Source organism: Paenibacillus agilis, assembly GCF_007786455.1.
GTDB lineage: Bacteria > Bacillota > Bacilli > Paenibacillales > Paenibacillaceae > Paenibacillus_B > Paenibacillus_B agilis.
This window is the reverse complement of sequence record NZ_VNJK01000001.1, coordinates 48,419-73,662: the sequence shown is the minus strand read 5'-3', so window position 1 is coordinate 73,662 and position 25,244 is coordinate 48,419. Positions and strand designations below refer to the sequence as shown.

The 25,244-nt window shown below is 44.8% G+C and carries 16 protein-coding genes and 1 pseudogene; 4 read left to right on the top strand and 13 right to left on the bottom strand.

Annotation, left to right across the window (positions count from 1 at the left end; genetic code table 11):
• Positions 1–72 precede the first annotated feature (72 nt).
• On the top strand, positions 73–603 hold the full coding sequence (locus FPZ44_RS00330) for an isochorismatase family protein (protein ID WP_144991606.1): 531 nt from the start codon (positions 73–75) through the stop codon (positions 601–603).
• 51 nt (positions 604–654) lie between these two features.
• On the opposite strand, the pseudogene FPZ44_RS00325 reads toward FPZ44_RS00330, so the two are convergent.
• A pseudogene (locus FPZ44_RS00325) lies at positions 655–1,314 on the bottom strand (HAD-IA family hydrolase); the annotation flags it as partial.
• A gap of 223 nt (positions 1,315–1,537) precedes the next feature.
• Between FPZ44_RS00325 and FPZ44_RS00320 the strand changes: the two are divergent.
• A complete protein-coding gene (locus FPZ44_RS00320) occupies positions 1,538–2,008 on the top strand; it encodes a DinB family protein (protein WP_144986324.1) in 471 nt (156 codons plus the stop codon).
• An 80-nt stretch (positions 2,009–2,088) separates the two neighbouring features.
• Here FPZ44_RS00320 and FPZ44_RS00315 read toward each other — a convergent pair whose 3' ends face one another.
• From FPZ44_RS00315 to FPZ44_RS00305, 3 genes are read right to left on the bottom strand one after another with little or no spacing between them, the layout of a single operon-like run.
• Entirely contained in the window at positions 2,089–2,808 is a 720-nt protein-coding gene (locus FPZ44_RS00315; RefSeq protein WP_144986321.1) for a hypothetical protein, read from the bottom strand.
• Positions 2,805–3,680: an ATP-binding cassette domain-containing protein gene (locus FPZ44_RS00310; protein WP_144986319.1), complete on the bottom strand. Its 876-nt coding sequence runs from the start codon at positions 3,678–3,680 to the stop codon at positions 2,805–2,807. The genes FPZ44_RS00315 and FPZ44_RS00310 overlap by 4 nt, the downstream gene beginning before the upstream one ends.
• 3 nt (positions 3,681–3,683) lie before the next feature.
• On the bottom strand, positions 3,684–4,058 hold the full coding sequence (locus FPZ44_RS00305; RefSeq protein WP_144986317.1) for a GntR family transcriptional regulator: 375 nt from the start codon (positions 4,056–4,058) through the stop codon (positions 3,684–3,686).
• A gap of 216 nt (positions 4,059–4,274) precedes the next feature.
• Here FPZ44_RS00305 and FPZ44_RS00300 point away from each other — a divergent pair, with 216 nt between their 5' ends.
• Positions 4,275–5,558 (top strand): agmatine deiminase family protein, encoded by a 1,284-nt coding sequence (locus FPZ44_RS00300; RefSeq protein WP_261378154.1) that lies wholly within the window; start codon positions 4,275–4,277, stop codon positions 5,556–5,558.
• 403 nt (positions 5,559–5,961) lie between these two features.
• On the opposite strand, the gene FPZ44_RS00290 is transcribed toward FPZ44_RS00300, so the two are convergent.
• Positions 5,962–6,867 carry an alpha/beta hydrolase gene (locus FPZ44_RS00290; RefSeq protein WP_144986315.1) on the bottom strand — a complete coding sequence of 302 codons (906 nt, stop codon included), beginning with the start codon at positions 6,865–6,867 and terminating at the stop codon, positions 5,962–5,964.
• A gap of 429 nt (positions 6,868–7,296) precedes the next feature.
• On the opposite strand from FPZ44_RS00290, the gene FPZ44_RS00285 reads away from it, so the two are divergent.
• Positions 7,297–8,178: a LysR family transcriptional regulator gene (locus tag FPZ44_RS00285; protein WP_144986313.1), complete on the top strand. Its 882-nt coding sequence runs from the start codon at positions 7,297–7,299 to the stop codon at positions 8,176–8,178.
• 203 nt (positions 8,179–8,381) lie between these two features.
• Here the strand turns inward: FPZ44_RS00285 and FPZ44_RS00280 are convergent, their stop codons facing one another.
• Genes FPZ44_RS00280 through FPZ44_RS00245 form a run of 8 tightly spaced genes read right to left on the bottom strand, consistent with a single transcriptional unit; the run spans position 8,382 to position 25,241 of the window.
• Positions 8,382–9,770, bottom strand: coding sequence for a glycosyltransferase family 2 protein (locus FPZ44_RS00280; protein ID WP_144986311.1), 1,389 nt, complete (start codon positions 9,768–9,770; stop codon positions 8,382–8,384).
• Between the two features lie 17 nt (positions 9,771–9,787).
• Positions 9,788–10,885 (bottom strand): cysteine peptidase family C39 domain-containing protein, encoded by a 1,098-nt coding sequence (locus FPZ44_RS00275; protein WP_144986309.1) that lies wholly within the window; start codon positions 10,883–10,885, stop codon positions 9,788–9,790.
• A gap of 39 nt (positions 10,886–10,924) precedes the next feature.
• Positions 10,925–12,067, bottom strand: a complete 1,143-nt coding sequence (locus FPZ44_RS00270; protein WP_144986307.1) for a radical SAM/SPASM domain-containing protein — start codon at positions 12,065–12,067, stop codon at positions 10,925–10,927.
• A 24-nt stretch (positions 12,068–12,091) separates the two neighbouring features.
• Entirely contained in the window at positions 12,092–12,358 is a 267-nt protein-coding gene (locus FPZ44_RS00265) for an acyl carrier protein (RefSeq protein ID WP_144986305.1), read from the bottom strand.
• A 15-nt stretch (positions 12,359–12,373) separates the two neighbouring features.
• Positions 12,374–15,862: a DUF1839 family protein gene (locus FPZ44_RS00260; RefSeq protein ID WP_144986303.1), complete on the bottom strand. Its 3,489-nt coding sequence runs from the start codon at positions 15,860–15,862 to the stop codon at positions 12,374–12,376.
• A complete protein-coding gene (locus FPZ44_RS00255) occupies positions 15,855–20,027 on the bottom strand; it encodes a type I polyketide synthase (RefSeq protein ID WP_186785853.1) in 4,173 nt (1,390 codons plus the stop codon). The genes FPZ44_RS00260 and FPZ44_RS00255 overlap by 8 nt, the downstream gene beginning before the upstream one ends.
• A gap of 38 nt (positions 20,028–20,065) precedes the next feature.
• Positions 20,066–21,364 carry an ACP S-malonyltransferase gene (gene fabD / locus FPZ44_RS00250; RefSeq protein WP_144986299.1) on the bottom strand — a complete coding sequence of 433 codons (1,299 nt, stop codon included), beginning with the start codon at positions 21,362–21,364 and terminating at the stop codon, positions 20,066–20,068.
• A gap of 28 nt (positions 21,365–21,392) precedes the next feature.
• Positions 21,393–25,241, bottom strand: coding sequence for a non-ribosomal peptide synthetase (locus tag FPZ44_RS00245; protein ID WP_186785852.1), 3,849 nt, complete (start codon positions 25,239–25,241; stop codon positions 21,393–21,395).
• Between the last annotated feature and the right edge of the window lie 3 nt (positions 25,242–25,244).

Below are 25,244 nucleotides of genomic sequence, written 5' to 3'. Positions count from 1 at the left end.
AAATTATCCTTCATTGGAAAATAATTTTAACCCTTGCTACAATGAAAAAGAAACGAAAGGAAGTGTTACTTGATGAAACAGGCACTCGTTGTCATTGATATGCAAGAGATCTTCTTTAACTATCCTCAAAAATATTTATTACATAATATTGAACAAGTCGTTGAAAACATAAACGAGCTGATTACTCAGGCTCACGACAAACAAATTCCTGTTATCTTCATTCAGCATACGAGTCAAGACAAGCAGCACCTTATGTCTGAGGGGAACGAAGATTGGAAGCTTCATAAGAACTTACTCGTCTCACCTACCGATAAAGTGATTCAAAAGTCAATATTCGATTCGTTCTATCAAACGGAACTGTTAGACTACTTAAAATCCAATGAAATCGAGCAGCTTATTTTTGCAGGTGCACAAACAGAATTTTGTCTCGATACAACGATTAGAGCTGCACTCAGTTTAGGCTATCAACATAATCTACTCTATAAAGGGACACATAGTACAATCAATGGAGCGGTTCTACAGGCTAGTGACATTATTAATCATCATGAGGCGATGTGGCATAATCGGTTCTTAACAGTCATTGATGGGGAAATTAAATTATAAGCTTCAACTTAAAGAGCGGCTAGCTGCCGTTCTTTTTACTGCTCCTATATATCAACGTCTAGCACTCCCTAACGATATCGTTTTTAGCTCATCCAAACGATTAATAACGATGTCTGCTTGAGACAGCTCATCTTCTTGGGCAAAATCAAAATTACATCCTATTGCTATCAAGCCATTCTCTTTCGCTGCCTTAATATCGGATAGTCGATCTCCTACTACAATAGCGTCCTTAATTTTATACTTTTCCAAAATAGAGCGTACCAAATCCGTTTTATTTTGCGACTTTATATACTGTATACTACATGTTTCTGTAACCCATTTGTCTAACATATAGTAATTTACTATCGCATTTAAATATTCAATTTCTCCATTACTTGCTATGTATATCGAATAATTTCTCTCTTTAAAGTATTGTAAAACTTCCTCTACATAAGGATACAGAGCGCCGTTTCCACAATTAATATGGGCAATCAATTTCTCACGGAACCATACATTGGCTTGTTGTCTGATTTCATCATCATGCTCAGGCAGCAAAGTTTCCCACACTACTGGTAAAGGAACGCCCATAATGGCACGGTACTTTTCTATCGGAGTTTCAGTTTCATCCCCCCATAACTGTAATGATCGTAAATGATCAAATGTGTCACGAAGAGAAATCTCTAAAATTTTATCAGTTTGAAATAAGGTACCATCCATATCAAAAATTACGGATAAAGACATTGTGCTCCCTCCTATATGATTAGTATTTTTCGTACAAAGAGTAAATTCCCAATTGAGTATACCATGTTCACTCATACAAAAATTGTAATATAACTTCAGATTAAGGTAGTGAATCAACTCGAAACGGTTACTTATCAATACATATGCTATTTGATACTTAACGTCCAATTTACTAAAATAGAATGTAGGCTTTAACTATTGGAGGTATTTGCTTATGTATCGTAAATCAGAAGATTTTATTGAGGATTGGATTGCTTCTTCTGCCGGAACTCTTTCCGTCATGAAGGCAATTACAGATGATAAAATGGATTATTCCATTGTTGAAGGACATAATTCCTTAGGATGGCTTGCTTGGCATTTGGTCGGTACTGGTGGATTTTTCGGGCAACTTGCAGGCTTGCAAATTCCTGCTGCAGCTCCAGGTACATCGATGCCGAGTTCAATGACAGCTATCGTAGAAAAATACGAGGAAGTCATTGAAGCTTACAAAAACGAAGCGTTAACATTAACGGATGAAAAACTAACCGAAGAAGTAAATGGATTTATGGGTCCAATTGCAAGAGGTAAGTTGCTGCGAATTCTAATTGATCATCAAACCCATCATCGTGGGCAAATGACAGTACTACTCCGTCAAGCAGGTTTACCTGTACCTGGTGTTATGGGGCCAACAAAAGAAATGCAATAAACCTACGCAAGTAAAAACGGCTTACATCGTCCTTAAGGATGGTGTAAGCCGTTTTTGTTTTCTCTTGCATTTTATATAGTTTAATCTTTAATACGTACTTCTTTCGTTAATAACCGTATAACAACACTTACACCAACAATCATTAACAAACTAATTAAAATAGCAATCCATATTGAAACTTCGTAAATATTCATAAGTTTAAACAGTGGAATCGGTACGCTCTCCCCCCATATTCCACTCTGTACGAAGGCAAGCAATACTGCAATGGCTATACATACGAATCCAAACCAAACATGTAAACGATAAAATCCAGCTGCTATAAACCAACCAACTAAATAAAACAAAATGACATCTAATACAATTTTCAAATAAAATACAAGGGGTACATGTATGTTTGTTTCAATTCCCATCATATTAATAATTAAAACTTCGAGTCCGAATAATAAAGCTGCGACTGCAGTAAAGCTCAATGACAAATAAAAAATAGATTGTATTATACCCTTAAAGTAATCGAGTCTTGTTACCCCATTAGATACATAATATTTAATAACCGCTCCCATGGAGAGCAAACCACAGACTAAGAAAAAACCTTTGGAGGTGGTTAAAGCAGTATTTAAAATAGACCAGCCCGCTTCTCCATTTATCAGTGCAGACTGCGACAAATTCAACTCTATACCTGTATAACTTGTTGCTGTACTTGCTATATGCAAAACTACGAGAATACCTGTATACCACATCATCCAAGACCCTATCGTTTGAAACATCGATAAGCCAACAACGGTAGTCTTATTTTTCCTCATTGTTTATCCTCCTTCGTCAAATGAATAAACAATTCTTGAAGCGTAATCGGTCCTAAGGTCAACTTCAAAGCTTTAGCTTCTTCTATTTCCTGTTCTGACAATTGACCATAAATCATGGCCAGCTTAGTACCTCCAAGCACCTGCTCCTTCAAAATATGCTTCCCATTTACAAAAAGATCGACCTGCTCTACTGCCCCTGTTACAGATACACCGCTATCACGTAAAGTCTCCGCATCTTCATGCATAATCATCTGTCCTTGATCGATAATCAGCACTTCTTCAAACATGGACTCCATCTCAGAAATTAAATGAGTAGAAAGAATGATCGTCCTCGGGTGCTCCATAAAATCATTCAATACTTCCTCATAAAAAATTTCTCTAGCCGGAGCATCCATCCCAAGATAAGCTTCATCGAAAATCGTAATCGGACAGCGACTCGCTAATCCAATAATGGCATGAAGGGCTGACTGCATGCCTCGCGATAATTTAGACACTTCCGTATCTGTTGGAAGCTTAAAGCGTTGAATGAGTCTTTCCGCATAGTCCATATCAAAATTCGGACGGAAAATGGATAGATCCTTCATATATTTTTTCGCCTTACCATTCTCATCATCCATTTTTACATCTCTAATAAAAACAATTTGCTCCATCACATTTGCATTTTCAAAAACATGTTCTCCATCAACCGCAATACTGCCACTTGTCGGCTTCACAAAAGCTGCTAAAACAGACAGCAAAGATGTTTTTCCCGCACCATTCCGTCCGAGTAAACCGTAAATTTTTTCACCTTCTAATTCGAAGGAGATGTTAGTTAAAACTTGCTTATTTTGAAATTGAAGTGACACTTTGTCAGCTTTAATTTTATGTGGCATTCGTTATCCCTGCCTTTCTTTCATAGAATCGATCATGTTTTTTATTTCCTCTACTGAAATACCGAGCTTTTCTGCCTCGTGCATCATACTCCATACATACTGTTCTTGAAATGCTTGCTTTCTTTGTTCCCGTAGCATCTGATATGCTCCCGCAGCAACAAACATGCCGACACCTCTCTTCTTATAAAGGATCCCTGCATCTACTAGCTGATTAAATCCCTTTAATACAGTTGCTGGATTTATCTTGTAATAAGCAACAAGTTGATTGGTGGATGGTGCCTGATCCTCCTCTTTCAAGTTCCCGTTCACAATGTCATCCTCAATCATTTCCCTAATCTGCTGAAAAATCGGTTTATTCTCATCTAATGACGAACGCATAGTCAGCCTCCTTTCGTTCCTCACTTGAATGTTAGTCTTATAGTTAGTTAGTTATGTAGTTAACTATAGATCCAATTATATGTGAAGTCAAGAGGTGTTTGGATTAATGTTTGAATGCCTATTCCAACTTGAACATAGCTAATTCAACCTGTATGATCAGATCGCAATAACCGAATTTCGTTTTTAAATTGATGAAATCGAGAGGATGGATGTGCAATGACGATGATCAACATGAGCAACAAACCGATGGTGGATACGCTTCGCTTTAGGGTGCCTGGGGAGTTCGAATGGCAAGACAGTGTCATGCTCTGCTGGTCTGATGTTGAAAGCCCTTGCGAAGGCTATGACGTAGACGCAGTAAGTGTAGAAATCGTGAAAGCTATGCTCGACCATGTTGATTTAGTCATCGTGAACACATCAAATGAGCAAGTTACACAGCGCGCCAAAGAGAAATTAGAACAGCAGCACGTTGATACGAGCCGCATCCAATTTTCAAACATCGATGGCTTTATTGTATTCCCGCGCGATTTTGGCGCAGAGATCATGATCGATGATACTGGCTGTCGCAAGCTCGTCGATTTTGATTTTGATATGTATGGAATGCTGAACAAAGATATCCGGTTTGTCAGATTGATGGAAGCTTTCGATCGCGAGCATGCTAAATTGCTAGGCATTGAAGACACGGTATTTACCCGTTTGTTTGGCGAGGGTGGAGACCGCGAATTTAATGGACAAGGTGTTATGATGACCATTGAAGCCACTGAGGTTAACGATCGAAATCAGGGCATGACTCGTGAAGAGGTGGAGGCCGAATTCAAACGTATATTCAACTTAAAACAAGTCATCTGGCTGCCACGCGCGACTTTTGATGACGAGCATATTATGAGTGGTCCTGTGCCAGGGCCCGATAATGCTGCACTTGCATATCGCTCAGCATCAGCCAACGGTCATATCGATGAAATGTGCCGCTTCGTCGATGAGCGGACAATTGTGCTCGCGGAAGTAACTGCCGAAGAAGCTGCCGAACATAAGCTTGCCGCCATCAACAAAGAGAGGCTGGACCAAGCGTACGATGTCCTGAAAAATTGCCTTCATACTGATGGGGAACCGTTCCGCATCGTTCGCATTCCAATGCCCGATCCGATATATGTGCAGGTAAAGCAAGAAGAAGCGTTATACCAAACGTGGCACTCTTTTAAAGAGATGCTTGGTTTAACTAGCATGTTTGACGGCTCCCCATTTCCGACTGGAGAGATGACGATGCTGCCTGCATTAAGCTATTGCAACTTTTTAATTTTGAACGGTATCGTAATCGGGCAAAAATATTGGAAGGAAGGATTGCCGCAGCGTATGAAAGAGAAAGACGAGGAAGCTGAGCGTGTGCTCAAGAGCTTATTTCAGGATAGAGAAGTCGTGCTTCTTGATACGATAGCACTCAATTTATTGGGCGGCGGAGTCCATTGTCATACCCGCAATGTTCCTGCTGCATGTAACGATTAGGGTTATTCAGTTGCAACGTGCATATTTTACATGATTGTACACAAAAAGGACCTGGATATCATATTCCAGGTCCTTTGATCCTTTCAAATAGCTTGTACCTATTACAATATCAATTTATCGATTCGATTCGTCCTTATCCAAAATATTAAATTTGATCATTCTCTCAAGTAAGGAAAAATCAACGGGACTTTCCCAGCCTGCACAATTTCTTTAGAAAACTGATTAATATCTGCAGCTTCAAAGGCAATTAGACAGTGCGAATCTGATACGACGAGGATACTGATACAAATGAAGCAGTCTGCATAACCACAATTGGCTATCTCCCGTTGTTATGGAATTTGAAGTAGCATCATCAAAAATGACCCGCAAGATGGTCACTTTTTAAAAATGTCCAACTTGAGGGTCATCGTTCATTATTTTTTTTTGCAAATACGTCCTTTAAATAATTCGAAACTTGAGAACGTGCTTGGACTGCTTTATCCATAATCCCTCCCAACCAAAAGAAACCATGAATCATTCCTTCATAGCACTTGTATTCTACGGGAATCCCAGCTTCCTCTAAACGCTTGGCATATGTCGCACCATCATCTCTTAAAGGATCGTATTCTGCTGTAATTATAAGTGTCGGTGGTAAATTCTCTAAGTCATTATTCAATAAAGCTGAAGCAAATACATTGTACCTGTTAATGTCGTTACCTAAATAGTTTTGAGCTGCCCAGAAAACTGCCTGCGTCGTAAGCAAATAACCTTCGGCATTTTCACGGTATGACTGTGCCTTGTTGAAAGTCAAAGTAAGATCGAGGTTTGGATAAATTAATACTTGAGCAACTAATGAGAGATTGTTGAACTTTTGTGCCATAGTGGCAACTCCAGCAGCAAGATTTCCACCTGCGCTGTCCCCACCAATTGCTATTTTTGTTTTATCTCCATTCAGCATAGAACAATTTTCAGCTACCCATTTGGTAGCTTCATAACAATCCTCTAGAGGAACCGGGAATTTATGTGTAAAAGCTTTGCGATACCCTACCGAAACAACGATGCACTCAGCTTCATTTGCTATGTTTCGGCATAAAGTATCCACTTCATTAATGTCTCCTGCCACCCATCCACCACCATGCAAATAAACAAAAACAGGTAATGAACCTCTTTCATTTGGAGTATAGACTCGAACCGTGATTTCACCATTCTTTACAGGGATTTGAAAGTCTTCTACTCTCGATACAGATTTTGCTTCCCCATGCTCTCCACGAAGGGAAGTAACATTATTCACTCTTGTAAGATACAATTTAGCTTGTGGATCTAAGGTCATAAAAATAATCCTCCCTAAACTCTTTTATCAAACCTTGATCTGAAAATAACGACGAGCAGCTTCTGCAATCTCGCGTTCTTCCAGGTTCCCATAACCCTTTTCCTACATATATAGTTGCATGAACAATTTTTTTGATAAAGATCTTCTTCACGTAAAGATAGAGTTCTTTACAAGAATATCAAGATTCTCGAAGTAACGTTGCGTACATATTGTTTTTGAAGATGAGACAAATAAGCGAGACTTAGCTCCTTTCAGCCTAAATACGTTGTGTCTATTTAACATTCACCTCGGTTTTTATTTTTCTTTCTTAATCAAATGAAATGTATGTTTTGTTCACTTACAGTATAAAATTGATTATTAATAAATAAAAATATAAGATTACATATAAATTAATAACTCTAGATATATTAATAAAAGGTGGAAACGTACATGGAATTACTTCAACTCAAGTACTTTCAGACCGTCGCTCGTACGGAACATATGACAAAAGCAGCAAAGGAACTCCATGTATCCCAGCCTGCCTTAAGTGTTACCATCGCTCGACTGGAGGAAGAATTAGGAGTTCCCTTATTTGATCGGGTTGGACGTCAAATCCGCCTGAATTTCTTAGGAAAAGCTTTTCTCAAGAAGGTGGATACCGCTCTTGGGGCGTTAGAAGTAGGAAAGCGAGAAGTTGCAGACTTGGCTGGATTGGAACGCGGGAGTGTTTTGTTAGCCACTACGACCTTGAATCGCATAGCTGAATTAATAACACCTTTTCTAGCCGAATATCCTCATATCAACTTTCGCATAACCCAAGCATCCACAGAGGAAATGAAAGTTGAATTACTCGAAAAAGGGGAAATCGACTTTTGTCTCACCTCTTCATTTATTGATCGACAAGGAATCGGTAATTTAGCATTAATGACTGAAGAAATCGTACTAGCTGTGCCAAGTACACATCGTCTCAAAGACCGCCAACGTATCCACCTCAGCGAAGTAGCAAATGATCCGTTTATTTCGCTAAAACCAGGATACAGTTTCCGCAAAATTACGGATGATTTCTGTCGAAAGGCTGGTTTTATACCCAATATCATCTGTGAAGGTGACGAACCTGCTGCGATCAGTGGCTTGGTACGCGCTGGCCTTGGAGTTGCTTTTTTACCTATCGCCGCCAAAAAGGAATTACCGTCGCTTACTCTCCTTCATATTGAGGAACCGATTTGCCAATGGACTCCTCATGTGGCCTGGAATGAAAATCAGTACTTGTCACTCGCTGCACAGACTTTTCGCGATTTTGTTGAACGTTATGACTATGAAGCGAAACCGTAAATGTATATTCAGCTAGATCCTGAGATTGACAGTCCCATCGGCTCATTGTGGAGCACTTTGTTGATTTTACGGAATTATCTGCGTCAATTGATAAACACAATCGGCAAACTCCTGTTTATTCCTATCCCCTTATTCATGAATCCCGACACAGAAAAGCAGAAAAACTCCATCCCACTAAGGGACGGAGTTCCTCCTTGTATCAGCTACACGCGAGCAGCCACATTTGCTTTATCCAGCTCAAATATTTTACAATCACCAACTTGCTGCTCCGTATGAGAGACGAGTTGATTCCGGCTGAACAGCTGTTCAAGCTCTTGTCTGCTATGCCACATCCATCCGGCTGTTGTAGCGAGATAAGACACATAAGTATCGTTGTACAAAAATACAACTCTTTTCGCAATGCGATATAATTCCTTGAGCATCAGACTGATTAACGGTTCGTTAAACATTCTGAAATAATCAGTTACGATGATGACATCAAAGTGCTTAGATGAATAATGCGTGTCTACCCCTAGTAAATAGACGATCTCTTTGTCAGGCCACGTCTGTTGATAGCGGTTGATCAGATGTTTATTTTGTAAAAATACATGGGAGACCTGTAAGGAAGAGAGCACCGCATGGCTGTCTGCGCCAAGTACTGCCGTGCGTTCGGCCCCCTGTAAATAATCTGTGTTCAGAAGCTCAATAAGCTGACCACTATACGCAGGCACATAATAATGGATTAACAGCCGATTAAACTTGGCGATAATCTGATCGTAGTGCATATCCGCCGAATACGGATACAGCTCCGTATCGAAAGTTCGCTGCTTGAGATGCATCTTTTTACGATTGAGGAAGCTGGATTTGATCTTCAGATCAATCTTATCATCAGATGGATGCGGTAAATGCAGTGCGCTAATATCGGCCGTAGCATACATAACCGCACCATGTTTGTGCAGCATATACGCAAAGTCCGTATCTTCCGCCCCCCATCCTTTGAGCGTCTCATCGAATCCCCCTGATAGAAGCACGACGTCACGCGAAGCACTGACTGCTCCGCCCCAGCCCATCGTCCAAGGCACATCCATTCGGTTAAGATCATGTTCGACCAGTTCAAAATGAGAGGTTCGCATATCTTCCCAGCCAGGGTGATACTTTAGCTGCTCACACACGTCCGCAAGATTAGTGGGATCAATACCTTCGATCGCAGACAGATCCTCCTGCTCCGGATCTGTTAGTGCGCCCATAATATAATGATACAGAGCCATATTAGTGCTGACGCCTATCCGATTGATGACACGTTCTAAGAAGAAATCAGGTATCACTATCCCACAGTCAAGGAAGACCAATATGTTCCCCTTACTCTCCTTAATCCCGATATTGCGAGTACGAGCACGTCCGGAGTGTTTATCACGAGCGATATGCAAATACTTGAGATTCGCAATACGTTCTGCAAAAGAATCGACAATCGTTTGAATCGGCTGAGTTGATCCATCATCAACGACGATCACCTCTACAGTGGCGTCAGACACCGTCTGATGTGCTATAAAATATAAACTGCGCTCCAACTGCTCCATCTTATTGTATACAGGAATAATGATCGATACGTCCACCGTGCACCTCCTTTTGGCTACGAGTTATTTTTCTGGAGCTCTTCAATCAGTTGTGTGATTGCTAACTTTTCTGCATCCTGCATACCTTGCAAAGATTCATTAATGGATTGCAGTATCTTTCTATCATCAATCATTTGACCTTTGATTACTTTGTTACGCTGCGCATATGCACGTTTCTCCAACCACTCAAACTCCGCCAATAGAGGTGTGTCCACACTCAAATGGCCTAACTGCTGCAAATATTTAATTCTTGCGATCATCATCATCTTATGTTCCCACAAAATATGAAACGGCCGCACATCAAAGTATTTAATGCCGTCAATCATGTTAGTCGTGAATTCTTGCAGTAGAGGGTAAACATCCATACCGAAAGTTCCTTCTAATGGATGCTGCTGAATCTTAAGTCGCTCCGTAGAATTTTTCCCCTCCAAGTAGTCTTGCAGCGTATCAATAATAAGCTGCAAGTCAAATTCAAATCTCGCCAATCCTGCTCCAAATTTACTACCCTCATAATCGGCAGGCTCCAATCTTTTGAAGGAATTGATCAGAGAGTGAACACCAGAATCCGCGGAGTACGCTTGTTCAAATTGTTCAAAGCTAACTTCCTGCATAGAGAACTGGCGATTTTTATCAAAGATCGCAACATGATAGATTTGCCGCTCCAAGTCATACCCATAGATGAAAATATCATGGATAAAGTGATACTGCTGGTAGCAGCCAGTGTTGCCAATGTAGTACTCATCCACATACGTAATGACATACATTTCACGCTCTAATTGTGTAATCAAGTACTTATGAATATCTACTCCGAGCTGCTTCAATATCTTCTTGTCGCTATGCTTGTACTCCAACCACGGCAAATTTCGATAAGCAATCATTAAGTCTGGATAGAAATCCAACCGATACTCCCCAAGGTCGTTCAAGTAGTGCTTCGAAAAAAATAATTGAATATAGCTACTATGAATCCAAGGCTGTGCATATTCATATGGTTGCAAAACGCCTAACACATAGGCATGACCTAAAAATCCATATACTTTAGGTTTCTCAAATGGAAGTATTACAACCTTCTTGGAATTATCAATAATTGCTGTGTCTACTTCTAACATATCTATCATGCGGTTGACCTCCATTTATTTAGGTAGGAGCTCTGTCTATTAAAAAGATTGAGGATCAGCGAACAACCTTGTGCAGCGATTGCACATCATGAGATTGGTCGTTTGGAGATAATCGCGGAATCGGGTCGCACGCTCCCCTTCCCACATTTCGGCAAAGCTATTCTCGTAAATGTTGCCATACTTATAGTCCGGCAGATCCACACATGGGTACACATCGCCTGTACGGCGTATAACCAGTTCATGCCACGGTGCCACACATTTCGTACGACCGAACACATTATCAATATCTGAATAATAGTCATGAATATCAACGTAATCAGAGGAGTCGATACCTTCTGAAGCCCACAACTCTTCTAACTCCTTTTTCAACAATACCGTATCCATCGGTATCGACTCTTCTACAAATCCTTGCCATGCAGGCGACACATCGCAATCCAAATCGTGCTTCATCTGCGTCGCATAGGCACGACCTCGTTCTGGTGTTGTGAACAAGAGCGGTGCCAAGTTGACAGACAAATCACGACGCGACCCAAATGGGTTACGCGGATTGTGCAGCTCTATTGTGGCGTCACTAAATCGCTCGCGCAGCGCACTCATAAATTGCTTGATGCTAAGATAATTCGATGGAGAAAGAACCATCGTAATATGGATAAATGGGAACCTCTTCTTACGTCTGCGTTTCTCCGCAATAAGTGCTTCAATGTTCTCACATATCTTTTGATAACTTCCTTTACCTCGAATCGCATCATGGAACTCTTCGGGTCCATCGATGGAAATGTTCATTCCCACGATATTTTCCATGATGAACTCAATACGGTTTTTAATTAATGATCCGTTCGTTAACAAGAAAATATTCGCTTTTCGCTTCCGAAGATGCTCCACTAATTCTGTAAAATGCTTGTACAACATAGGTTCGCCGCCAGTAATAAGAACTCCAAGATTTTTGTTCACAGCCGTGACTTCATCTAGAAACTTCTTCAATACCTCAATATCCAACTGCTCGCGAATCGCACGCTGCGGCTCTTTAAGCGCCCATCCTGTATCCCCCCAAATATGGCAGAAGTTGCAGCGATAATTGCATAACTCTGATGGGTATAGCGTAAGCTGCTTAATTTCTGGTTTTAAGTTTTGGACATGCTCGATTAGAGCTGTGCCTCCAAGTTTCCCTGCTTTTGTTAACATGACAATCCCCCCTCATCCTTTGTCTTATTCCTGGCCCTGGTTCAAGCTGATATAATTCATAATTTGGTTAATCGTGCTGAAGTTACGGAAGTCGAGATCCTCGTCGTTCCATGCCACCCCGAATTCCATCTCTGTCGCGATAACCAGCTTAATAAAAGTCATGGAGTTAATGCCAAGGGAAGATAGATCATCATCTGGATCAATGCTCTCAAGCATTTGTGGATCATCCACGTTATCCTTCAAAATTTCGATTACTTTCGCTCTTAGTTCGTCCATCGTTTCGATTGTCATTATAATTCCTCCTAATTAGTTAGGTAATAATGTGCATTCAAGTTGATTTATGAATGTCGACAAAAATTGCTGTTCAGCTTCCCATAATCGTTCCAATCTGGCATGCATGGCCTCGATCCTATCCACTTGATAAGTTGGTACGTACAAAAAGCGTACGCTCCCTTTCCGAATCGTTTCCCACTGCTCCACACATGCTTGATGAGCTGCAACAACAGCGGCATCAGCCCCGTAAAGAGCCGTTAGCCGGTAGCCTTCTACTTGCTTGGCGTTCAATATTTGATTCAATGTCTCAACGATCACTTCAATCTGCTGCTTGTAAAGGTCTTCTGAAGAACTGATTGCTTTGACCCACCCTACAAACTGATGCAGCACCGCCATACTTTCGTCCAGAAGACAACGATTCTGAAGCTGGTTGTTGGCAAACAACTGTTGAAGCTCTGCCAACTCAGGCTTCCATTGACTGGCACCGTGATTGTATTCCGTGATGTAATAAGCAACTCGCTCTTCCCGTTGTTGAAAATGATCTTGGAATCCTCGGCACGCGCGCACGAGATCCTCATAGTCGATCAAGCATGGCTTGTACGTAAGGTTTTCACGTCGATCATGCTCGAAAATATGGAACTTCTGACTGTGCTCATCGCAGCCGTAAATGAGAAGCGTATGATCCACATGCTGCTTCTGATACGCATCTTTACGAAATGGCACATAGTAGCTGTCTATCCACACAATAACGGGATGTCCTTGACGGATACGCTGTGTAATCTCTTCTGTAATGTTCGTGAATTCGCTGCCCGTGTGCACCGTTAGATGGAATTGTGAAAATAAAGTCTCAATCGGTTGAACTTCTTGGTAGCGAAGCTCGTATCCACCAGCACTTTCTGTATGCTCGCTGTGATGAAATCCGATTACATCATTAAGGAGAAATGGCAGTATGCTGCCTCCAAAATGGTTAACTACAGGGAAAAAGGAATTGTAGAAACAATTGCGATAGTATAAATCGTTAAATGGCTCCATGTCTGGCAATATAAACGTCTCCGAGTTGTAAATTGAATCTAAATTAGCTTCCTCCACGAACAAAGAGCTGCTAGATCGTTCGCTTGCTGCGGCATCATCTGTCATGGCCAATCGCTCGCTCATCACCTGCTGTACCGATTCATCCACATTCGCTGGCATGGCTTTACCTGTCTGTTGCTCCAAGCAAGCCGCCGCTTCACGGATCGTGGAATATTGGTATAGCTGCTCCGAGCTAAACGCCAATCCTGCTTGCTCTAACTCCACTTCCAAGCGTATCGCTAAAATTGAATTGCCTCCGAGCTCGAAGAAATCATCATCTACATTAATATCTACAACGCCTAGCAGTTGTTCCCACAATTGGGCTAGCTTTATTTCTGTTGGGGTGTACTGTCCGTCCGTCTTTCCATGTAAACGAGGTGTAAGTGCCATGGAAGTGTGAGTAGAAGACAAAGACGGAATTGAACTCTTTTCTTTACTGCATCCGGCTGAATTCACTTCAGTGGCGGACCAAGACTTATATGTGTCAGCGGCTGGATCAATCCAGCATCTTGATGGTTCAAAATTGTATACAGGAAGGTGCAGCTTCCTACGATTTCGCCCTTCGTAGGACCGTTCCCAGTCCACTTCAGCACCCTGTACAATGTGCTGAGCAAGCTGTTTTAGTTGACTGAGCGCCAGTATGCCACTGTCAGCAGCTTGTACTATTAGTTCCTGTGCAGCCTCACTGAGGACCCTCCATTCATCAGAAGTCCGCTCCGTATGCTGCCGTACTTCTCTACGTCCGCTTGCAATTCGATGCTCATCGTAATAGATGTCTTTCTTCACATTGTGCTGCAAGCCATGTTCCGCTATCGATTGCAGCTTGTTCTGCAAGTCGGACTTGCTGCTCGCAATAACGGCCAACCTACAGCTGTAATGTCCTCTGCCTGTATTCGCTGTGTAGCAAATATCTTCAAAGCTCCCATCTAGCTTAGGCAACTCAGTGACATAGGACAAAATAAGACGTTCTAATGACGCTTTGGTTTTGGCTGACAAGATGAGCAATCTATCGACTCCATCATCATTCGTATGGCCATGAACAGTTTCATCGATCCTCACAGGCGCTTCTTCCAAGACGAGATGACAGTTCGTCCCACTGAACCCAAATGAACTCACGCCGCATCTTCGCGGAGCACCCTCATCTGTCTCCCAATCTGCCAAGCGATCATTCACATAGAGCGGTGAACGTTCAAAGGGAATATTTCGGTTCGGTTTCGTAAAATGCAGCGTAGACGGCAGCTTCTTATACTTGAGTGCAGCGATAGCTTTCGCTAGTCCTGCAACACCTGATGCCGCGTCTAGATGGCCAATGTTGGTCTTAACTGAACCGATGGCGCAAAATTGTCTGCGGCTCGTATAGGTGCTGAACGCTCTTCCAATCCCGTCTGCTTCAATCGGATCGCCTAGCTTCGTTCCGGTCCCATGAGCTTCGATATAGCCGATCGTCTCTGGATGGACGCCTGCATCCTCCCAAGCTCGAATGAGCAATTTTTCCTGCGAAGCTGCATTAGGTGCCGTCAGACCAACGGACATGCCATCTTGATTCGTAGCACTGCCTCGAATGACAGCATGGATCGGATCACGATCCCGTACGGCTTGATCCAGCGGCTTAAGCAGCACAGCAACCGTTCCTTCTCCCCATACCGTGCCGTCAGAACTGTCATCGAACGCACTCGTCTTTTGATTCGAAGATTCAATCCCAATTTCGAACAAGCCGTCTACAGGCATCAGCATGACCTTGACTCCGCCTGCGATTGCCATATCGCACTCCCCATTGCGTATCGCTGTACATGCAAGATGAACAGCTACTAAGGAAGAGGAGCATGCCGTGTCCACGAGCAGCGCAGGACCTTGCAAATCAAGCAAATAAGCAATCCGGCCAACCATAATCGAAGGCGTATTTCCCGTACTCGCCATCGGAATATGGGATGGCTGATGCTTCGTAATATACTGGCCATATACAGGCCAATCCGCATATCCGAGATAAATCCCTGTCTTGCTGCCTTGAATGCGTCTGCCGCCATAGCCAGCATCTTCAATCGCTTCCCATGCTGTTTGCAAAAATAACCGCTGGTTGGGATCCATTAAAGCAGCTTCCTTAGGAGATAGATTGAAAAATCCGTAATCGAACTTATCGACATCTTCCATATAGCCGCCATAACTAAAGCGTACTTCCTCTTCACTTAACGACGTAAACGCTCGAATGAATGCTAGACTATCTCGCTGCCTTGACGAAGGCAGTGGTCCGATGAAGTCACGGCCTTGCTCCAGGTTGTCCCAAAATTGCTCGATGTTACTCGCACCAGGCATTTTTAAGGAGAGCCCAATAATCGCAATGTCCTTCGTTCCTGAAGCTTCTTGCTTGAGCGTCCGAAGCAACTGCAACGCTACTTCTTCATCCAATCGTCCCGCTCCAACTTGCTCGAATATTTGGCTCGCTAGATTATTCATTAGCTACCTCCAGCTCACGAAATCGTCGAACTGCATCCTTGCTCGATAATTCGCCGCGTTTCATTCGACCAAACATATCTAGAATCACCTCGTTAAACGGGTCCTGCTGGCTAGATTTCAACCCTCGCATTGCTATTTCCGGTGCCTCTCCCTTTGAATCTAATGGGTTCAACCTCAAGTTGCTCGTCGCTGCCCTACTCGTAATAACCGCATGCAGATGGCTAGTTATTCGTGCTACGGTTGGGTAGGAGAACAGATCCGAGATCGTGGTTAGACTTGGAAACACTTCATCGATAGACTGATGCACTCTTGTAATGAGTATCGAATCTCCTCCAATTTCGAAGAAATTCGCGTGTACATCCAGCTCCTCGTATCCAAGCACCCGCTTCCAAGCCCGTATTACGACTCCCTCAATTTCACTGTATGTGCTGGGTACTTCATTCCGTCTGTCTGTATCTGCTGCTATATTCCGATTGCCTGAGGCAAGTCTTGAAGATTTCTTCCCACCGTCTGAAAAGCTCGCCAGCAGTCGTTCTTGTTGAACCTGCTCAGATTGACGGAAGGGCAGCCGATCGCCTAATGCGAACAATCCACTTTGGTGATTCCAATAGCCTACAATTGCTTGCCGGATCGATACGTGTGCAGACATAGAGTCGAGCACATTTTCGGTTTCTCTCTCCCCATTTACGACCGATGACTGAAGCAGCTCTTGAAAAGCTCGCACTCCTTGCTCCGCTGACATGAGACAGAACATTTCCTTGGATTCATCTGCATCTGCATCGTCATCCTCAGTCACGCCAATCTGCTTCCACGCAGGCCAGTTAATAGTCAACGTTCTCAAGCCCAGTCGATTGCGGAAAACTGAATATGCATCCAAATATGCATTCCCGGCCGTATACGGACCAGAGCCAATTCCTCCAACCAGCGTTATCGCTGATGAGAATAAGACGAAGAAGTCCGGCTTATCTGCCCTTGTTAAGTGGTCCAATAACCAGGTACCGGTTGTCTTAGCGGCAACAATCGCTCTCAGCTCCGTCGAATGTAATTGGCTAATAACGTTCCCCTCTGCTATACCAGCGGCATGCACCACCCCTGCGATTCTGCCATATCGCTGCCGCAGCTCTGTTATAGCCATACGTACTTGCACTTCATCTGCCGTATCCGCACGAATCAATTCAACCTGCGCACCCATTGCTTCCATTTCACGAATCGCTCGTATCGCTCGTATGCTCCATCGTTCTTTATCTTCACGCTCGATAGTAGACCACTGCTCCCGCGGAGGCAGCAGCGTCCTTCCCAGCAGAGCAAGATGAATGGTCCCCTTCGCTTCTGTGGCAAGATGTGCGGCAATAAGCAAGCCAATGCTGCCGAGCCCCCCCGTAATGACATATACGCCATCAGCATCGACATGCACAGGTTGACCGACAACATGCCGTTCATCCACATGAAGCACATCCACTCGTTCTACATAACGCTGTCCATTGCGATACGCTGTCCAGAATTCACTAGATTCCACCCCAAGCTCTGACCCTATAACATCCGTTGCATCTGTTCCCTCATCCAGATCGATCCAGCGCAGGCGGATATGAGGATTCTCCCAGCCAATCGCCTTGCTGAGCCCGATCATAGCCGATTGCTCTGGCTGTACCCGCGCTTGATCTGCTACAACTTCGTCGGCATATTGCGACACAACTATCATGTCTAGCGGCTCGTTGCTTGATCGACGTGTTAGAGCATGTGCTAGACGATAAAATCTATACATCGTCTGATCCAGCACTCGCTCATGCGCTTCCGCCTCTGCATGGTTTACTTGTGCGTGCTTGTCTATATAGCACAGGTCTACAATATGAGTAAGCGAGACATCTGCCAAATCTAGCAGAAGCTGCTCATAATCTTTCACCTCATCACGAATGACGTAACTGCGCGCATCCCTCCGCTCATACTGCTTGCCCATTACAACTTGGATGACGGATGCGTCCGCACCTTCCCAGCGACGGACTAACGATGCTGCTGTTTGATCATCATTGTGGAGCAATATGATGTTAGTCTGCTTCCCTATTGTTTGGCTGCTATTGCTTAAGGACTCAGGACGCCAAATACGATGATGATAGAAACTACTTGAATGCTCCTCATGCGTATTCTCATTTTCATACTGATGTCCATTCCTATGGCTCAGCTGCTCGTTCACAGCATCTGCTCTATCACCATTCACCTTACGAACTGGAGAAGTCTCGTCCAAGCTGCTAACGTCCAACTTAACCCAACAACGATAAGGATCAAATGGATACGTAGGGAAGCTAATCCGCTTTCTACGCTCTTTCCTGTACAACTGCTCCCAATTGTAGTTGGCCCCCTGCACATAAAGCTTGCCTAATTCACCGCAGAGCTCTCGATCATCTTTATCAGACTGGACAAATGTAGCTGCGATCGATGCGGTGTTGGAATGAATCGCTGTCCATTGCGAGCTATTACGATCTGCTCGTTCGATATAATCGGCATATAAGTAACCGCTAGGCTCAGCTTCCCGTTCATTCATAAGGGCTGCAAAGCCGAGCTTGTTAAACCGTATAAGCTCCTCCAACACTTCCGCAGCACTGTTTGCCGCAATAGCAAGCCGATAGCGGTAATGACCTCTTCCCGTACTTAGCGAGAAGCAAAGATCACCCAAGTTGACCGAAGGATTTTGCTCGATAAATTGGATACTTGACTCCACATAAGCTTTCAAGGCCGACTCCGACTGTGCAGACAGTAGAAACAAATGATAGTGAGGTTTATCTGGTTTCACCACATGCTTACCTTCTGGAGCCTCTTCCAAAATAACGTGGCAGTTCGTCCCGCTTATACCGAAGGAACTCACTCCGCATCTGCGCGGCGTAGGAGAACTCTCCCATTCCACCAACCTGTCATTCACATATACCGGAGAATTTGCAAAATCAATCACTCGGTTCGGCCTGTCAAAATGCAGCGTCGGATAGATTCGCTTGTGCTTAAGAGACATCACCGCCTTTAGCAAACCCGCAATACCGGCTGTATTATCTAAATGACCGATGTTGCTTTTGAGCGCTCCTATCGCACAGAACTGGCGTTTATGTGTAAATCGCCGGAACGCTCGCTCAAGCCCTTTATGTTCGATTGGATCTCCGAGCTTCGTTCCTGTTCCATGTGTCTCGATGTACCCAATCGTCTCTGGGTCAATACCTGCTCGTTTCCATGCATCAACGATGACAGCCTCTTGCGCTTCTGCATTCGGAGCGGTAATACCAGCAGAACCGCCGCCGTCTTGGCTCATCGCGCTCGACTTGATAACAGCGTAGATATGATCTCGAGCTTCCCTCGCTTGATCGAGCGGCTTTATCATTATCGCTACGACGCCTTCTCCTGTTCCGGTACCATCAGCATCATCATCGAATGTCCGCGCACGTGAGGTCGATGATTCGATTCCGACCTCATACTCCCGCACGGGTATCAAATGAAGTTGAATGCCGCCTACGATAGCTGCGTCGCACTCCCCGTTGCGAATCGCCTGACAAGCCAAGTGGACAGCGACTAGAGAGGAGGAGCATGTTGTATCCACAAGCAAGCTTGGGCCCCTTAAATCCATCAAATAAGATAATCGACTAGCGATGATCGGTCTTACATTTCCAGTCATGGACAGCGATACAGCTTCTGGCTCTACTTGGCGAATTAGCTTCAAATAGTCCGCATCAGATCCATAGCCAACGTATACACCTGTCCGGCTGCCCGCAAGCTTCCCACCACTATAGCCAGCATCTTCAATGGCTTTCCACGCCGTTTGTAGAAACAGCCGTTGATTCGGATCGAGCAAGCTTGCTTCCTTCGGAGACAACTTGAAAAACGGGTAATCAAACTTGTCGATATCCGCTAGGTAGGCAGCCTCGCCATAGGCGACTTCCTCTGGATTCATACCCATTCGCTTGAAATATAAGTCCGTGTCCTGCTTACGCGACTGAGGAATCGGCCTGACACAATCCCTTCCCATTTCTAAATTGCTTGCGAATTGATCCACGGTATCCGCAAGCGGCAGCTTCAATGCAATTCCGATAATGGCGATATCCTGATTGGCATTCGAAGTCTGATCAAAGGCAACGTCATCTTCAGGTACAGCAACAGACTTACGGTTCAACTTGATTGATTGAAAATCCACCTTGATCACCTCCATACATCATCAAGCATTCACCACAGTCAACAAGGCTCCAACGCATGCAAATGCTCCGAATCAGCAAGCATGCTGGAAAATAACGATGTTGTCCCCGTCTGCTTCAAAATATCAACCAATCGTTCTCGCTGCTCCTGTTCGGGTACTCTCTTGGTTATAAACATCTGCTTCAGCAGCTCTAACGCTTCTCTCATCTGAGCTTCAGTTGGCGGAGCACCTGTTTCATCTAATTGCTCTTGCAATCGCTGTACTTGTTTGTACGGTGCCACAAAGCCCTGTTCATACTCTTCCAAATCCCAATTGCGGTTTTTTGTGCATACCGCGGCTGCCAGACATCTGGTCACGACATTATTGGCCGCTAGTCGACGAGCTTGCTCCAACTGCTCTGGTGCCAGTTCCTGCCGAAGCAGATCAAGCTCCGCTGCTTTTTCGTAGGGATAGCACACAATCGACTTGGCATCTGATTTCATAAATTGTGTCAACACCCGCTTCGCCCCAAGTTCAACCGCTATGGACACCCCGCCATCGCACAATTCCTGCATCGTTTGATCCCAGCGCACAGGAGCCGTAAGCTGCTGCGTTAGTAAGCTTGTGATCTGCGCTGGCGATTCGTAGGGCTTGCCTGTAACGTTCGCGACAACGGGCCATTCGAACGAACCATATGTGCAAGCAGCAAGTTCCTCTCTAAACTTTGCAGCAGCCGAGTGCATCAACGGACTATGAAAGGGAGCACTCACTTTTAGAAACGAGATGCGGGCTCCATCAGATTCCAATGTACGAGCTGCTTCCTCAACGGCTAGACGATGCCCCGAAATGACCAACTGTTCCGACGAATTGTAATTAGAAACGACGACCATTCGTTCATCCGAATTTGACGCCTGCACACACACTGCTTCTATGCGCTCCCGACTGCTGCCAATAACGGCACACATCGCACCAGCCTCTTCAGCAGCAGCTTCCTGCATCAATTGCCCTCGGCGCCTGACCAGCCTCAACGCATCAGGATATGATATGACTCCTGCACAAGTTAGAGCCGAGAACTCGCCCAAGCTATGACCTGCTGCATAAGCAGGCACTACACCAATTTCCTCCATGTACACACGATACGCAGCGACACTTACCGTAAGCAGTGCAGGCTGCGCATACTCCGTTCGAGTTAACTCCTCGGCGCTTCCTGCCGCGATTATTTGCTGCAGATCGAACCCCAATACCTCATTCGCTTCTGCAAATACGGATCTTGCTGTTGCCGAGCGCTCAAGCAGTTCTTTGCCCATTCCGACATATTGCGAGCCTTGACCTGGAAATAGAAGCGCAAGCTTTCTCATTCACGTACTCCTTTCACGACATCACGCATCACGACATTACACGACTCGCCGCCAATTGGCGCAGCAGATCAACATAGCCGTTGGCCAGCATCTGAATGGCTTCTTTTTTCATCCGCTTGTCGTTAAATTTGATCGATATAGTCAGTTGCTCTTCATCCTGATCCTCTATCCCCCAAGCAACATCGTAAGACTCTAGCAAGATCGAATCGATCGCGATGTCCTGCTGACGGTAGATGAGCGGCAATATTTCGTCCTCCGCCTTCTTCAACTGCTCGGGTACAATTCGATGAATCGCATAATGACCTACCGCACCGCTAACTTGTGCTTGGTGTACATAGTGAAACAGTTCTTCAAACCCGCTAATTTCCCCCATGTCGATCGACAAGGAGATTACCTGCTCCCCACCATCTTGCAAGCATTGAATGGAGGCATGAGGCAGCTCATTCCACTCACTGAACAGGTACAGCACCATTCCCGAAAGTACATCAAACGGTGACACCTGCGCACCCTCGGCTATCGCAATGACTTGCTCGCGGAGATTGGATTGAAGGTGGAAGCGAACGATTCCTATCCCAGTGCCATGCCATTGTCGATGGAAAAAATCTGCTGGCAGCTGTTGATAGTCGATGCGTAATGCATCATCGTCACGCTCACTCCCCGATTGCCTTTCGTCTATCCATTTCGCTAATCTAGCAACCGTCGAATATGTGAACAAGTCTACGATCGCGATCCCCCATGCGTACTCTTTCTCCAGCTTGGCATGCAGTTGCATAAGCAAGATGGAGTTGCCGCCTAGGTCAAAGAAATGATCATGCAGCCCGACATGCTCCAGCTTCAGTACTTCTTGCCATACGCGACGAATGTTCTGTTCTGTCTCACTAGCATCATGATCCGTCATCGAATCACCTTCATGCTCATTAGGCAATCGAATGGAAACTTGCAATAGAGCCTTTCGATCTAGCTTGTTGTTCGATGTCGTTGGGATGTTCTCAATATGATAGAAAGAAGCAGGAATCATATAGGCTGGCAAACTTAGTGCCAATGCCTCTCGCAGCTCATTAGCAGTAATCGTCTCATTCGTCTTCACATAAGCAGCCAGTGACATCATGCCATGTTCATCTTGATGTGCAAGTACAACTGCCCCGTCAACCGCTGTATGGGTCAGCAGACGGTGCTCGATATCACCTAGCTCCACACGATAACCACGAATTTTCACTTGATGATCATTTCTGCCTACATACTGCAAGCTTCCATCTGACAGCCACATCCCCACATCACCGGTTCGATACATACGCTCATCCGCGTAGAATGGATCTACAGCATAGTAGCGAGCGGTCAGTTCAGCTCTGTTCAAGTAGCCGCGAGCGACACCCGCTCCAGCAATACATATTTCCCCGGGCACACCAATCGGCACAGGGTGCCCGTAACGATCAAGCACATACACACGGTAATTGAGTATCGGTTTGCCTATCGGAATGCTGCCACGGGCTGAATCAGCAGCCGAACACTGATGATATGCCGCGCATACCGTTGCTTCTGTAGGACCATACGTATTGTACACATTCGCTCTACCTAATAAAGACGAAATATATTCGGGCTTCAAGACGTCTCCACCACTAATAAAGATTCTGACGCTATCCATGCCTTCCCGCGTATTTAGCTCATTCAGCATTAATGGAGACACCGAAACGATCGTAATCTGATAAATATCGATCAGTTGAATCAGCTTAGGAATGTCGATAACATCCATCTTGTTAGCTAACACAACATGACCGCCTGCGAGCAATACCGGATACGCTTCCTCGACAAATTGATCAAAGGAAAACGAAGCTTGCAGCAAACATATGTCGTTCTCGGTCAATTGAAACTCGTGTTGAAAGGCATCCACATAAGCGAGCAAATTGCGGTGCTCGACAACGACCCCTTTCGGTGTACCAGTCGTACCCGATGTGTAGAGAATGTAAGCCGCATCATCCGACTTGTTTCTAGGAGGGAGATTGCTCTCTTCATTTCTCTGCCGCATCGATTGCTGAGCACGATCATCGCTATGTCCATGTACATTCACAATCGTTCCAGCAAATGAAATTGATTCCGGCAGCCGATCTTCTATAGCGATTAGCTTCGTTGCTTGGCAATCCTCCAACATCTGATTGATCCGACCTGGTGCGTATTCATAGTCGATAGGGACATAGGCAGCCCCCGTCTTTAGCACAGCCAATACGGCAACAATGAGCTGCTCTGAACGTTCAAGCCAGATGGCAATAGGTTCATCGACACGTACACCAAGATCGCTCAGTCGGTGTGCAAGGCGGTTCGCGGCCACATTTATTTCGGCAAATGTATAGCCGCGTTCCCCGCATCTAATGGCGATGCGATCAGGGAATTGTTCCACTGTACGCTCAAACCGAACCTGCAAAGTGTCAGCCTCTTCATGCTCAGTGTTACTTGCAGGCGCTGGCTTGCGATTGAACGTATACAGCTGCTGTTCTCGCTCTTGTCCATTCAAGAGTCCAATCTCGCTTATAAGCAGCTCACTATTCTCACAAATCTGCTCTACGATTCGCTTATAGTGACCAGCTAGCCGCTCTACCATAGCCGCTGAGAAGGAGCTCGCATCATAAGCAAACTCCAACTCTATGTCCCCAGTACCAAGCAGTTGCACACCAATTGTCATCCCGTAGTGCGTCGACTCTTCCATGGCGTAATGCTCGATTTGCAAAGCGCCCGTTTGCCCGATACTCGTATCTAGCGGATAATTTTCAATAACCATAATCGTGTTAAACAATGGCTCGAAATGATCCGCACCACTATAGGCATGAATATCGACTAGCGGTGTTAGCTCCACATCTACTCTTCGTCTTACTTGTTCATCGACCGCTTTAACGACTTGGCAGGCCAGCTCATCGGACTGCCAGCGCATCCGAAGTGGAATCGTATTTATAAACAGCCCAATCATCTCTTCCACACCAGCCAGTTCCGGGGGTCTGCCCGACACCGTTGTACCAAACAGCACATCTTCCGTCTGACAGTATCGTCCGAGCAGTACGCCCCAAGTCGTGTACAAAAGAGCGGCTAATGTCACTTTATGCTGCTGTGTATATCGATTCATTTGTTGTACGGTGTTTACAGAGACACCTAACTTATAGCGGGAACCGCTATCGCCAGTCCCGTCCCTATCATCTCGATCGAATAGCAGTTCTGACGGTTCTACTAATCGAGTCCGCTCTTGCCAATCAGCCAACTCTTGCTCCCAATATTGCCGTTGTACCCCTTTGTCTTGACGCTGTTGCAGCTGTACATAGTGCTTAAACGGGGTTTTGATAGATTCGCTGTTGAGCGGTATATCCGTTCCGTCACAGAGCGCTTGATAAGCTTGCATAAACGCTTTGAGCAATATTCCGTTGCTCCAGCCATCGAATAAAATATGATGCCATGTGAGTATCGTTTCGCTTGTTTCACTATCCAGCAAGCATAGTCCGATCCGAAGCGGTGAAGCTCCAATGTCTAGCTCCTGATGACGATCTTTTGCTTTCAGTTCAGCAACAAGGGTCTCCGCATATGCTCTCGGATGAGAGGAGAAGTCATGCACCTCAATCGGTATTTCCTTCTCTTTCAATACGATTTGAACGGGCTTTTCTAGCTTCTCCCATCGATAGACCGTCCGCAGCACATCGTTGGCGCGAGCAACTGCTTGCCATGCCTTCTTGTATCGCTCAACCGAACAATTGCCTAATAGGCGCATCGAAAATTGCTGCGTGTAATGCCCCTTGTCTTTGTCGCTCCGATAATGGAACAGCAGACCTTCCTGCATCGGCGTCAACGCAATGATATCCTCAACATTTTCCCTGTCCAATAGATTGGACTTCGTCTCTCCCATACA